Source organism: Flavobacterium antarcticum DSM 19726 (assembly GCF_000419685.1).
GTDB classification, from domain to species: Bacteria; Bacteroidota; Bacteroidia; order Flavobacteriales; family Flavobacteriaceae; genus Flavobacterium; species Flavobacterium antarcticum.
This window is the reverse complement of record NZ_ATTM01000003.1, coordinates 383,668-395,925: the sequence shown is the minus strand read 5'-3', so window position 1 is coordinate 395,925 and position 12,258 is coordinate 383,668. Positions and strand designations below refer to the sequence as shown.

Genomic DNA, 12,258 nt, shown 5'->3' with positions numbered 1-12,258 from the left:
GCAGTTACTTATACCGACTTACTAACAAGCTTATATATTGTAAAGCGTTCCGTTCCAATGCCTTTTAAAATGTTGTTAACAATCGTTGATAACTAGAAATAGATTGAAATTGTAGATAAGTTTACCTGTTAATTTCTGTTAACAAAATCCGAATGTATGCTGATAACTTTTCTACAAATAAGGCAAACTTTTTTAGGTTTATAAATCCCAATTTTGGATTAGCTTTTTTATCTGGAGAAACAAATAATAGTTCTAAAATTCTATCTCAAGTTATCAACAGAAGTTGTTAAATTAAGGTAAACTGATTTCCAACAGATTAAGAAATGTTATTAACATTACAAATTATTAACAATTTTATTACAAATACGCGTTGAATGTCAACTCATTATAAATTGTTAATAACGTAAAATACTGATTGTCAAATGCAAAATTAGAATGTACTTTTTTTGGTTTGTAGTATAACATTAAAGTAAATTTGTCCCACACAACTTATATACATACAAAGATGAAAATCGCAATCGGAAATGACCATGCAGGTCCAGATTACAAAAAAGCAATTGTTTCAATGCTTGAAGCAAAAGGAATTCAAGTTTCAAATTACGGAACTGATACTCTAGAAAGCGTTGATTACCCAGATTTTGGACATTTAGTTGCTAACGATGTTGAAAATGGAGCTGTAGATTTTGGAATCGTAATTTGCGGAAGCGGAAATGGTATTAATATGTCGGTTAACAAACATGCAAAAGTACGTGGTGCTTTGTGTTGGATGAAAGAAATTGCAGTTTTAGCACGTCAACATAACGATGCAAATATCATCAGTATTCCAGCAAGATATACGTCAATAAATCAAGCTGTTGAAATGGTTGAAGCTTTCTTAAATACAGAATTTGAAGGGGGAAGACATCAAACAAGAGTAGATAAAATTGCTTGTAAATAAGTAAATTTATCTTTCAATATAGTCCTGTAGTGATGCTGAATCATTTTTTAAATTCGGTTATTGCTGCAGGATTTTTCTTTTTTTAAATTTAAAATGCTAACTTACTTGATTAGCAAAAAACAATAATGGCACAACAGAAAGCACAACTAAAAAAGCAGTATTATCCGATAAACGATACGTTACGAAGTTACCTTCAAAAATATAAAAGACTGACAAAGACTAGGGTTTTTTATGATGATTTACTTCGGTTCCAAGGAAGTGTAAACGTTTTTGATAAAGAAGGAAAAGACACTTTGTGGGTTCGGTTGTACTACAATGAATTTGAAAGAGATGAACTTGACAATAGTTTAAAAAAGATATATACTCTATTACATTCGGACGGAGACGACACGAATTTAGAGCATTTGAACGTAGATAATATTGATTTCTGCACCTTTGGAAATTCAAAACCATTCCGAATTAAAGTTCGAAATATTCTGAACGATAATTACACACATTTCTATGTGAAAAAGGCAGATGCTTCGCGCATTTTTGGTTTGGAATTGGAGCACATTATTTCACCAAATACTATTAATTTTTTAGTTTTTGAAGATACTTTAATAGAAGAACACATTGTTGGAATTCCGGGTGATGTATTTTTAGAAGAAAACTTGAAAGAATGCAACGAAAATGAAACTACCCAGATTGCAAAGGAGTTTGTAAAATTCAATGAGCGTTGTATGATTGGATTATTGGGAGATATGCGTTCTTACAATTTTGTGGTCATTCCAATTTATGATTTTGATCAACGTATTTTTAAAATTCGAGCGATTGATTTTGATCAACAAAGTTATGAAGGCAGTTTCAAGCTTTATAAACCGCATTTATTCAAGGAAAACTTCAAATTTTCAGATTTAGTACAGAAAAAATTGAATCCAAAATCAGTTATTCAGTACCAAATTGAAGAGCGTTCTGTGATTGTAAAACGTTTGGTGGACACCAAAGCTCGTTTAAGACGACTTGTCGAAGCGATGAAATCCACGCGATTAGCACCGGTGGAACACATTCAGCAATTACAAGGAGAAATTTATGAAATGACGCACGATGTAAGTTTTAAAAATGCAAGTTCAATGGGAGAAATCGTACAATCTGCATTGAATTTTATGATTCGTAATTATAAAACGGAGGATTAAAATGACGTATTTCATATTTCTAGCGAATGAATTTACATTAATTAAGTTAGTTGACTGAATTATCATTTTTTTAGGAACATAATTATTGACATTTTATTCTATAAATTCACATAACCAAGTCCAAAATAAAGTACAATTATTTGAATAATTACAATACTCCAAAACTTCACCAAGTAACTATTTTTGGAAGTTTTATGTCGAAAATAAAGCATTCCAATTCCTGAACCTACGCTTCCACCTAGTATTGCGGAAGTCAAAAGTGCTTTTTCAGAAATGCGTCTTTGATTGGTTTGCGCAAGTTTTTTATCATAACCCATTAATAAAAAAGCAAAGACGTTGATTGCTAAAAGGATGAAGAATGTGGTCATTTATGATGTAAATTAAAAGTAATTCATGGTGGTAAATTTATTCTTAAAAATTATAATTGGCGATTTATTTATGAAAAATTTGCCGAAACTATGACTCTAATATTTTAAATATTTAAATTGCGAACTTCGCGAAAACCGTTGCATCTTTGCGTTAAATTTTCTCTCATGAACCAAATCCAATTCATAAAATCAGCAGTAAATACCGCTGATAAAAATATAGAAGCCACTTTGAAATTACTTTCAGAAGATTGTACCATTCCTTTTATTTCGCGTTACCGGAAAGATACGACGGGAAATTTAGATGAAGTACAAATCGAAGATATTGCCAAACTTTCAAAGCAATATGATGAAATTATTAAGAGAAAAGATTCGGTTTTGAAAACCATTTTGGAGCAAGGCCAACTTTCGCCAGAATTAAAAGCCAAAATAGAAAACAGTTTTGATTTACAAGAAATTGAGGATTTGTATTTCCCTTTCAAAAAGAAGAAAAAAACAAAAGCAGATGTTGCAAGAGAAAATGGTCTAGAACCTTTGGCTAAAATCATTATGAGTCAAAACGCGGATGATGTTGATTTTATAGCTTCGAAATATTTGAATGATAAAGTTGGAAATGAAGATGAAGCTTTACAAGGAGCTCGTGATATTATTGCCGAATGGATCAATGAAAATATATACATTAGGAAGAATTTGCGTCGTTTATTCCAACGAAAAGCAGCTGTAACTACGAAAGTGGTTAAGAAGAAAGCGGAAGAAGATGATGCTCAAAAATTCAAACAATATTTTGATTGGAGCGAATCCCTTTCAAAAGCGCCTTCACACCGATTATTAGCAATGCTTCGTGCGGAAAATGAAGGTTTTATCAAGTTGAAAATTGAAATCGACAATGATGAAGCAATTGATTTTATTGAACAAAATGTTTTGAAAGGTAAAACTGAGAGCGCGAAACAAGTTCAATTTGCAATAAAAGACAGTTACAAACGATTATTAGAACCCGCAATTTCAAACGAAACCTTGCAAGAAGCAAAAGCAAAAGCAGACGCGAAAGCAATCGATGTTTTTGCACAGAATTTAGGGCAGTTGTTATTGGCGCCACCTTTGGGCGAAAAGCGAATTTTAGCCATTGACCCAGGATTTAGAAGCGGTTGCAAAATTGTTTGTCTAGATGAAAAAGGTGATTTATTGTATAATGAAACCATTTATCCGCATGCGCCACAGAATGAAACGGCGATGGCGATGAAGAAAATTCGGTCGATGGTGAATGCTTATAATATTGAAGCAATTTCTATTGGAAACGGAACGGCAAGTAGGGAAACAGAATTTTTTATTAAAAAAATTGCCTTTGATAAACCCGTACAAGTATTTGTGGTTTCGGAAGCGGGAGCTTCAGTTTATTCAGCAAGTAAAATTGCGAGAGACGAATTTCCGAATTATGATGTGACGGTTCGAGGTTCGGTTTCTATCGGCAGAAGATTGTCTGATCCGTTGGCAGAATTGGTTAAAATCGACGCGAAATCCATTGGCGTAGGCCAATACCAACACGATGTGGACCAAACAAAATTGAAAGAAGAGTTGGATACCGTTGTAGTTCGTTGCGTGAATTCTGTTGGAATAAATATCAACACGGCGAGTAAATCGTTGTTGAGTTACGTGAGTGGAATAGGAGAGAAGATGGCGGAAAATATCGTCGCTTATCGTTCTGAAAATGGTCCGTTTGAAGACAGAAAAAAGTTGAAGAAAGTGCCTCGTTTAGGTGAGAAAGCGTATCAACAAGCAGCAGCTTTTATCCGAATTAAAGATGGAAAAAATCCGTTAGATAATTCAGCTGTTCATCCTGAAACCTACAAAATTGTGGAGCAAATGGCAAAGGATTTGAAGATTTCGGTTAAAGAATTGATTGGAAACAAAGAGAAGATTTCGCAAATAAAACTAGAGAATTATAGTACTTCAGAAATTGGAATTTTGACGTTGAAAGACATCGTAAAAGAGCTTGAAAAACCAGGTTTGGACCCGAGAAAATCGGCGAAAGTGTTTGAATTTGACCCGAACGTTAAATCCATTAAAGACTTGCGAAGTGGAATGATTTTACCAGGAATTGTCAATAATATTACAGCTTTCGGTTGTTTTGTAGATGTTGGCGTGAAGGAAAGTGGACTCGTTCATATTTCACAACTGAAGGAAGGATTTGTGAGTGATGTGAATGAAGTGGTGAAATTGCATCAGCATGTTCAAGTGAAAGTGGTGGAAGTGGATGAAGATAGGAAACGGATTCAGTTGACGATGGTTTTGTAAAAAAATAGATAAAGCAGTGAAGTTGTATAATTTCTCTGCTTTTAGGCTCTATTTTAAAACAAAAAAATCCCCAAACAAAGTTCGAGGATTTACTAATTTATTATTGTACTATACTATTCTTCTTTTTTAGAAGCAGGTGGATTTTCGTTTTCTTTTGATGCGTTTTTGAATTCCTTAATTCCATTTCCCAATCCTTTCATCAATTCTGGAATTTTTTTACCTCCAAACATCAATAACACGACCACAACAATTAAAATGATTTCCGTTGTACCAAGTCTTCCCATAATCTGATAATTTATGCTTGCGCAAATTTGTAAAATATTCAGCAAAGATAAATAAAATAACAATGCTGTTATAAATAGGACGTTTTTTTTGTATTTATAGTTGTGTTAAATAAAAATCAATTGCTTTAATTGGAATCGATTGTGGTAAAATTGAGGCAATTCCAAAAGCAAAAAGCTTAAAATTGCTATATTTGTGGGGTAAAATTCCCTTATGTCGCTGAAAAGATTCCGAAAAGAACGAATAAAGAAACAATTATTTTCTAAAAACCGGCTCGTCATTTTGAATGAAGAGACTTTTGAGGAAATTTTTTCGTTGAAATTGACTTTGATGAATGTCTTCTTGGTCGCCACTTTAGGAGCGTTTCTAATCATTTTTGTAACCACTTACATTATCGCATTTACGCCTTTAAAGGAATACATTCCGGGATATTCGTCTTCAAAATTAAAAAGTGAAGCAACAGCTTTAGCGTTGAAATCGGATTCGCTAACTACAATTCTGCACAATAATGAAATGTATTTAACATCTGTTAGAAAAGCACTTACAGGCGATGTGGATTACATGAAATTAAACAAAGATTCCATTAAAGCCGGCGGAGTAGAAACCAATGGAATAGATTTAAATCCGTCGAAAGCAGAATTAGAACTTCGTAAAAAAGTCACCTTGGAAGACAAATACAATTTGTTTGAAAAAGCAAAACCTAAAGTTGACTTGGTTCTTTTTCCACCAGTTCGTGGACCGATTACGGAGAAATATAATACTAAAGAGAAGCATTTTGCTGTAGATATTGCTTTGGCAAAAAATACACCTATTAAAGCTGTTGCAAACGGAACAGTGATTTTCGCAGATTGGACGCCAACGAATGGAAATGTGATTATCTTGCGACACAACAACGAATTTTTATCCGTTTACAAGCATTGTGAATCACTCACTATTTCGCAAGGCGACGTTGTCAAGACGAGCGAAGTGATTGCAATTGCAGGTTCTACTGGCGAACAATCGACCGGAATTCATTTGCATTTTGAACTTTGGAAAGATGGATATCCCATCGACCCAACACAATTTATTGATTTCGAATAATATATGGCCACTTTAAAAGCGCTTGCGGCAAAAGTTTTTGCCACCGTAATTTACAATAAAACCAAAAAATGGGCGTCAAATCCTGTGGAAACGCAAAGTGACGTTTTCAAGAATTTAATTGCTTGCGCAAAAAATACGCAGTTTGGAATTGACCATAAATTTGGTGCGATTCATTCTTACGAAGATTTCATTAAGAATGTTCCGGTTCGGGATTATGAGGATTTAAAATCTTATGTGGAAAGAGTTGTGGAAGGAGAAGCGGATATTTTGTGGCCGGGAAAACCGCTCTATTTTGCCAAAACTTCGGGAACAACATCGGGTGCCAAATATATTCCCTTGACGAAGGAGTCGATGCCTTTTCACATCGAAGCGGCTCGAAACGCTATTTTACTTTACATTCATGAAACGGGAAACGCTGATTTTGTTTCTGGGAAAATGATTTTCTTGCAAGGAAGTCCCATTTTAGAAGAAAAACACGGCATTAATTTCGGCCGACTTTCGGGAATTGTGGCGCATTTTGTTCCTAATTATTTACAGAAAAACCGAATGCCATCTTGGGAAACCAATTGCATCGAAGATTGGGAAACTAAAGTAAATGCGGTAGTTGACGAAACTATTAGTGAAGATATGTCGGTTATTTCAGGAATTCCATCTTGGGTTCAGATGTATTTTGAAAAGTTGAAAGAAAAGTCGGGGAAACCTGTTGGTGAATTGTTTAAAAATTTCAATCTCTTTATTTACGGAGGTGTGAATTACGAACCTTATCGGGCCAAATTTGAAAATTTAATTGGTCGAAAAGTCGATAGCATTGAATTATTTCCGGCGTCTGAAGGATTTTTCGCGTATCAAAATACCCAAACCGAAAAGGGAATGTTGCTTCTTTTAAAAGCGGGAATTTTCTACGAATTCATTAAATCGGAAGAATTTTTCAATGAAAATCCCAAAAGTTATTCAATTGGCGAAGTGGAATTAAACGTAAACTATGTTTTGATTATTTCAACAAATGCAGGACTGTGGCGTTATAATATTGGTGACACCGTTCAGTTTACTTCATTGAAACCGTATAGAATCATCGTTTCGGGAAGAATCAAACATTATATTTCTGCTTTTGGCGAACATGTGATTGCAAAGGAAGTGGAAGAATCTTTGAAGGAAGCGATGCAAGGAACTTCAATTCGCGTGAATGAGTTTACAGTTGCGCCACAAATTACTCCGGAAAACGGATTGCCTTATCACGAATGGTTGATTGAATTTGAAAATAAACCAGAAAATATGGAAGAATTTGCATTGAAAATTGACGACGCGATGCGAAAACAAAACAGTTATTACGATGATTTAATTGTGGGAAAAGTATTGCGGAAATTGGTTATCACTTCGGTCCAACCAAATGGATTTAATACGTACATGAAATCCATTGGAAAATTAGGCGGACAAAATAAAATTCCAAGATTGTCGAATGATCGGAAAATTGCTGATTTTTTTAATCAATAAATAGTTTACATTTTGCGAAAAATTTACATTTTATTCTTCCTTGTCGTTGGTTTACAGTTGCATGCTCAAACCAAAGGTGTTGTGATTGACAGTTTAGGAAATCCAATTCCTTACGTCAGCATTTTTGTCGAAAATGAAAACAAAACGACTACTTCGGAAGAAAATGGAACGTTTAGCATTCAAGTTTTGGCGGAAGCCAAATTAATTTTCTCTGCATTAGGTTACGAAAAGAAAACAGTTTTGGCCAAAGAAGCTGCACGAGTGGTTTTGAAAAGTGTCATTTTTGATTTGCAAGATGTAGTGATTAAAAAGGCAAGAAAGCCTAAAACCTTGGAAATTGGTAAAGTTTCTAATGCTATTTTGGAATCTTTTGACAACGGTCCGAAAATCGATGCTAAATTTTTCCCGTATGAAACTCACTATAAAAACACGAAATGGCTTAAGAAAATCATGCTTTTTACGGACAGTCCAATTGAGCAAGCGAAAATAAAATTGCATGTTTATGCTGTAACTGATGAAGGCTTTCCCGGCGAAGAATTATTGACGCAAGATTTAATTGTAAATTTAAAGAAAGGAATTTATCGCCATCAATTTGACATTTACGATTTAAATATTGAAATGCCTGAAAGTGGAATTTTCGTAGCTTTTGAAAAAATGCGAATCGAAATTAATAAAGTTGAAAAAAGTGTTACCAATCCGCAGACTGGAATTGTAACCACCGAAATTACCTATGCTCCAAAAGTGATGTGTTATAATGTTCGACGCGATTTTATCTACACTTTTGCAGGTGGAAAATGGCATAAGAAAGTGAATGAAGAAGAACCTGGTAAACCCATTTCAATTTACGAACCAACCTTAACATTGTTATTGTCCAATTAAATCATCACTTTTTAGTAAAATAAGTAACAAAAGGAGAGATCGTATCGAAGTAAAAATAAAAATCCTACATTTGTGGGTTATAAAAAACGAATAGCGAATTATTTTTCACCAAAATAGCTGCCTAATGAATTTGGTATCAAGAGAAAGAGGCACCATTTAATCCATAAAAATCACTAAAATTAAGACATGAAAGAAATTAAAAATATAACCCGTTCAAGAGCACAAGAATCTTCGGGTGCGATTGAGCGTTTGTACATTACGATGCGTCATTTATTTAATCGCGGATTTTACAAACCAATGGGTGTTTCGGGTGATACACTTCGGGAAGCTTTATTGTCTTTGCGACCTGAAATTTATGGTTCTATTGCGGAAGATAAAGTAGAATTAAACGGACTTCTGTATGTAATTGAGCGTTTGCCAATAGGGATTGAAGAATGCCGATTTATCAATTTAACTTCGGATGAAGGCTATTCGCGTTCGCATTTTAAAGCAATTGTTCCACCAAAAAGAAAACGAAATTGTTACCGCATTGACGAAGAGCAAATGAACGTAGAAATTACAAGAGGTCGTTCGGATATTTACGACATTTTGACGCATTTGACGTTTATTTTCATTGAATCTCATAAAATTAAAAATGCTGTTTTACTTGATGATTCGGGCGAATTAACCCGCGACTGGTACAAGTTAGAACAAGCGGTTTTGCAACCTAAAAAGTTGACGCAAATAGAAAAAGAGAAAGCAGTTTCTCATTTGTCACATATATTAGGACGAAGTTTTTCTGAAGTTTTGGATATTTATGATGCATTTTCGGCTCCTGAAAAACCAGACCGCTTTTTGCACGTAATTTACTGGTTGGGAAAATTAGCTTTAGAAGAAGTTTTACAAAATAATAAGAGAACCATTACGTTCAGTCCGATTTTAAGAGAGCGTTTAGGTCATCATATTCACGGTGAAATTTGGGCAACAAACATTAAAGAAGTTTTACGCGATAATGAACTTCTGAATAGACCGATTCATGTGATAAGTGCCAATATGCACAGCGTCATGAATTCGATTTTTGCTACAACGGTTTTGAAAACGAAGTTCAAGGACAAAACGCCGATGTTTATTTTTGAAGAATTGAGTCGCTCTGGAGCAGATGATGTTCGCTCAAAAGTAGAAGTCGTAGCTAAAGAATACGGCATGATTTCGCTTCCCGATACTTCAGGAACGAATATTGACGTTCAGATATTTGATACGGCAAAAATTGATTGGAAAAAATCAGCATTTCCAAAAGCGAAATTCGATACGGAAGCTCCTGTAATAATTGTAATGGATTATGCGTTTGGAGAACAGGCATATGAATGTATTGATGAGTTGTTGAAGCCGTATCATCCCGAAAAAGATAAAAAAGTATTGCTCAATGTAGAATCCGTTTCTATAATGGGGAAAGCGGGTATTTTGCAAGGTGGAAAAGGAGATATTATGATTCCGTCAGCTCATATTAATGAAGGAACAGCAGATAATTATTCATTTGAAAATGAGTTGAGTGCCGAAATGTTTGAAGGAAATGACATCGCGGTTTTTGCCGGACCAATGGTAACTGTTTTAGGAACTTCACTGCAAAACAAGGATTTGTTGAAATTTTTCCATGATTCCACTTGGGGTGTAATTGGTTTGGAAATGGAAGGAGCTTATTACCAGAAAGCCATTCAATCTGCATCAAAGATTAGAAAAAGCATCAATCCAAATGTAAAAGTGCGTTATGCTTATTATGCTTCTGATAATCCTTTAGAAACGGGAAGTACACTTGCTTCTGGTGGTTTAGGAACGACAGGAGTAAAGCCAACGTATTTGATTACGATTAAGATTTTAGAGCAAATTTTTAACATAAACTAGCATTCCTTAATGAATATTACACCACCAAAAGTTTCGGATAATCAGGAAATTGATTTATCGCAAATTTCAAAGAAAATTGGACAATCTTATCAAAGTTTTTTAATTTGGGTTTTTAATTGTTTTCAGTTTATAATACGAAATATTCTCTATTTCATCATTCTCGGTATTGTTGGTTTAGTTTTAGGCTATTTCCTTGATAAGGGAAATAAAACGTATAATCATGAAATTTACGTAAATCCAAACTTCGGAAGTACAAATCTTTTATATTCAAAAATTGATTTATTAGAATCGAAAATTAAAGAAAGAGATACATTATTTTTTAAATCAATTGGTGTTAAAAACCCTGCATCTGTCTCACTTATCGAAATAGAACCAGTTGTTGATATTTATGGTTTCGTTAATGAACGTACTAACACAGTTTCGAATGCTCAAAATACGCAAAATTTTGAATTATTGAAGTTGCTTTCTGAAAGTGCTGATATTAACAAGGTTATTAATGATGATTTGACAGGAAGGAATTATGGTACACACTTAATTCACATTACTACTAAAGGAAAAGTAACTAAAGAAAATCTTATTGATCCTATTTTAAATTACTTAAACAACGAAGAATTTTATAAAAAAATTCAAAAAGAGTATGTAGTTAATATTAACAATATAATTGGGAAGAATAATGAAGTCATTAAGCAAATAGATATTATTTTAGACGAATTTAGCTCAAAAACTACTGCATCACAGAAAAGTGACAAATTGATTTATTATAATGAAAATACGCAATTAAACGAAATTATAAAAACGAAGAACAACTTAATTTCTACACAAGGATCACTAAGGTTAGAACTTTTATCACTTTCTAAAATTGTAAATGATAAAAGTACAGTTTTAAACGTTAAAGAAATTAAAAGCATTTTTGTTAAGATGAAATTCATCATACCTGTTATCTTGATTTTAGGATTTATATTTTTAGTTATAGTTCGTTCGTTTTATAAAAAACAACTTATTAAATTTAAAGAAAGGGTATAAATGAAAGGGATTATTCTTGCAGGAGGTTCAGGTACACGTTTACATCCGTTGACTTTGGCAGTTAGTAAACAACTAATGCCGATTTATGACAAACCAATGATTTATTATCCGTTGTCCACTTTAATGTGGTCGGGAATAAGTGAAATTTTAATAATTTCAACTCCACATGATTTACCACTTTTTAGGCAATTATTGGGTGATGGTTCTCAATTGGGTTGTGAATTTGAATATGCTGTTCAAGAACATTCTAATGGGTTAGCGGAAGCTTTTATCATTGGAAAAGAATTCATAGGTTCTGACAAAGTAGCGTTAATTTTAGGCGATAATATTTTTTACGGAACGGGTTTAGCAGATCTTTTGCAAGCCAATAACAATCCGAGTGGCGGAATCATTTATGCGTATCACGTCAACGATCCGGAACGGTATGGAGTTGTTGATTTTGATGAACACGGAAAAGCACTTTCTATAGAAGAAAAACCTTTGAAACCTAAATCTAATTTTGCAGTTCCGGGTATTTACTTTTATGATAATGATGTTGTTGAAATTGCTTCAAATATAAAACCAAGTCAACGAGGTGAAATCGAAATCACTGATGTAAATAAAGCATATCTTGAAAGTGGAAAACTTAAAGTTAGCATTTTAGATCGTGGTACAGCTTGGTTTGATACAGGAACTTTTAACTCTCTAATGCAAGCGTCACAGTTCGTCCAAGTAATTGAGGAACGACAAGGATTAAAAATAGGTTCTATTGAAGAAGCAGCATTTAAAATGGGCTTTATCAATGCAGAACAACTCAATACTTTAGCCCAACCTTTGCTTAAGAGCGGCTACGGAACACATTTGTTAAGTCTTATATAAA

Annotated in this window: 11 protein-coding genes; 9 read left to right on the top strand and 2 right to left on the bottom strand. The window is 33.7% G+C overall.

The features are described 5' to 3' along the window. Positions 1–505: 505 nt before the first annotated feature. The gene (gene rpiB / locus YWA_RS0107075) at positions 506–937 is read left to right on the top strand and encodes a ribose 5-phosphate isomerase B (RefSeq protein ID WP_022827806.1); all 432 of its coding nucleotides are present in this window, start codon (positions 506–508) and stop codon (positions 935–937) included. A gap of 125 nt (positions 938–1,062) precedes the next feature. Further along, positions 1,063–2,109, top strand: coding sequence for a hypothetical protein (locus YWA_RS0107070; protein WP_022827805.1), 1,047 nt, complete (start codon positions 1,063–1,065; stop codon positions 2,107–2,109). Positions 2,110–2,207: 98 nt separating this feature from the next. Here the strand turns inward: YWA_RS0107070 and YWA_RS0107065 are convergent, their stop codons facing one another. Continuing rightward, positions 2,208–2,477 carry a DUF1294 domain-containing protein gene (locus YWA_RS0107065; protein WP_022827804.1) on the bottom strand — a complete coding sequence of 90 codons (270 nt, stop codon included), beginning with the start codon at positions 2,475–2,477 and terminating at the stop codon, positions 2,208–2,210. Positions 2,478–2,642: 165 nt separating this feature from the next. Here YWA_RS0107065 and YWA_RS0107060 point away from each other — a divergent pair, with 165 nt between their 5' ends. Next, on the top strand, positions 2,643–4,766 hold the full coding sequence (locus tag YWA_RS0107060; protein ID WP_022827803.1) for a Tex family protein: 2,124 nt from the start codon (positions 2,643–2,645) through the stop codon (positions 4,764–4,766). A 113-nt stretch (positions 4,767–4,879) separates the two neighbouring features. Here the strand turns inward: YWA_RS0107060 and tatA are convergent, their stop codons facing one another. Next, entirely contained in the window at positions 4,880–5,050 is a 171-nt protein-coding gene (gene tatA, locus YWA_RS0107055) for a twin-arginine translocase TatA/TatE family subunit (protein ID WP_022827802.1), read from the bottom strand. A 211-nt stretch (positions 5,051–5,261) separates the two neighbouring features. Between tatA and YWA_RS0107050 the strand changes: the two genes are divergently transcribed. The 6 genes from YWA_RS0107050 to rfbA all read left to right on the top strand — a co-directional run bounded on the left by YWA_RS0107050 (position 5,262) and on the right by rfbA (position 12,257). Then, the gene (locus tag YWA_RS0107050; protein ID WP_022827801.1) at positions 5,262–6,128 is read left to right on the top strand and encodes a M23 family metallopeptidase; all 867 of its coding nucleotides are present in this window, start codon (positions 5,262–5,264) and stop codon (positions 6,126–6,128) included. Between the two features lie 3 nt (positions 6,129–6,131). Beyond that, positions 6,132–7,619, top strand: a complete 1,488-nt coding sequence (locus YWA_RS0107045; RefSeq protein ID WP_022827800.1) for a GH3 auxin-responsive promoter family protein — start codon at positions 6,132–6,134, stop codon at positions 7,617–7,619. 12 nt (positions 7,620–7,631) lie between these two features. Then, positions 7,632–8,498: a carboxypeptidase-like regulatory domain-containing protein gene (locus YWA_RS0107040; RefSeq protein WP_022827799.1), complete on the top strand. Its 867-nt coding sequence runs from the start codon at positions 7,632–7,634 to the stop codon at positions 8,496–8,498. 186 nt (positions 8,499–8,684) lie between these two features. After that, positions 8,685–10,376 carry a DUF6909 family protein gene (locus tag YWA_RS0107035; protein ID WP_022827798.1) on the top strand — a complete coding sequence of 564 codons (1,692 nt, stop codon included), beginning with the start codon at positions 8,685–8,687 and terminating at the stop codon, positions 10,374–10,376. Positions 10,377–10,385: 9 nt separating this feature from the next. Next, positions 10,386–11,399 carry a hypothetical protein gene (locus YWA_RS0107030; protein WP_022827797.1) on the top strand — a complete coding sequence of 338 codons (1,014 nt, stop codon included), beginning with the start codon at positions 10,386–10,388 and terminating at the stop codon, positions 11,397–11,399. After that, the gene (gene rfbA / locus YWA_RS0107025; protein ID WP_022827796.1) at positions 11,400–12,257 is read left to right on the top strand and encodes a glucose-1-phosphate thymidylyltransferase RfbA; all 858 of its coding nucleotides are present in this window, start codon (positions 11,400–11,402) and stop codon (positions 12,255–12,257) included. Position 12,258: the final 1 nt, after the last annotated feature.

Coding starts and splice junctions, on each gene's coding strand:
- rpiB (WP_022827806.1), top strand. CDS start 506: ATGAAAATCGCAATCGGAAATGACCATGCAGGTCCAGATTACAAAAAA.
- YWA_RS0107070 (WP_022827805.1), top strand. CDS start 1,063: ATGGCACAACAGAAAGCACAACTAAAAAAGCAGTATTATCCGATAAAC.
- YWA_RS0107065 (WP_022827804.1), bottom strand. CDS start 2,477: ATGACCACATTCTTCATCCTTTTAGCAATCAACGTCTTTGCTTTTTTA.
- YWA_RS0107060 (WP_022827803.1), top strand. CDS start 2,643: ATGAACCAAATCCAATTCATAAAATCAGCAGTAAATACCGCTGATAAA.
- tatA (WP_022827802.1), bottom strand. CDS start 5,050: ATGGGAAGACTTGGTACAACGGAAATCATTTTAATTGTTGTGGTCGTG.
- YWA_RS0107050 (WP_022827801.1), top strand. CDS start 5,262: ATGTCGCTGAAAAGATTCCGAAAAGAACGAATAAAGAAACAATTATTT.
- YWA_RS0107045 (WP_022827800.1), top strand. CDS start 6,132: ATGGCCACTTTAAAAGCGCTTGCGGCAAAAGTTTTTGCCACCGTAATT.
- YWA_RS0107035 (WP_022827798.1), top strand. CDS start 8,685: ATGAAAGAAATTAAAAATATAACCCGTTCAAGAGCACAAGAATCTTCG.
- YWA_RS0107030 (WP_022827797.1), top strand. CDS start 10,386: ATGAATATTACACCACCAAAAGTTTCGGATAATCAGGAAATTGATTTA.
- rfbA (WP_022827796.1), top strand. CDS start 11,400: ATGAAAGGGATTATTCTTGCAGGAGGTTCAGGTACACGTTTACATCCG.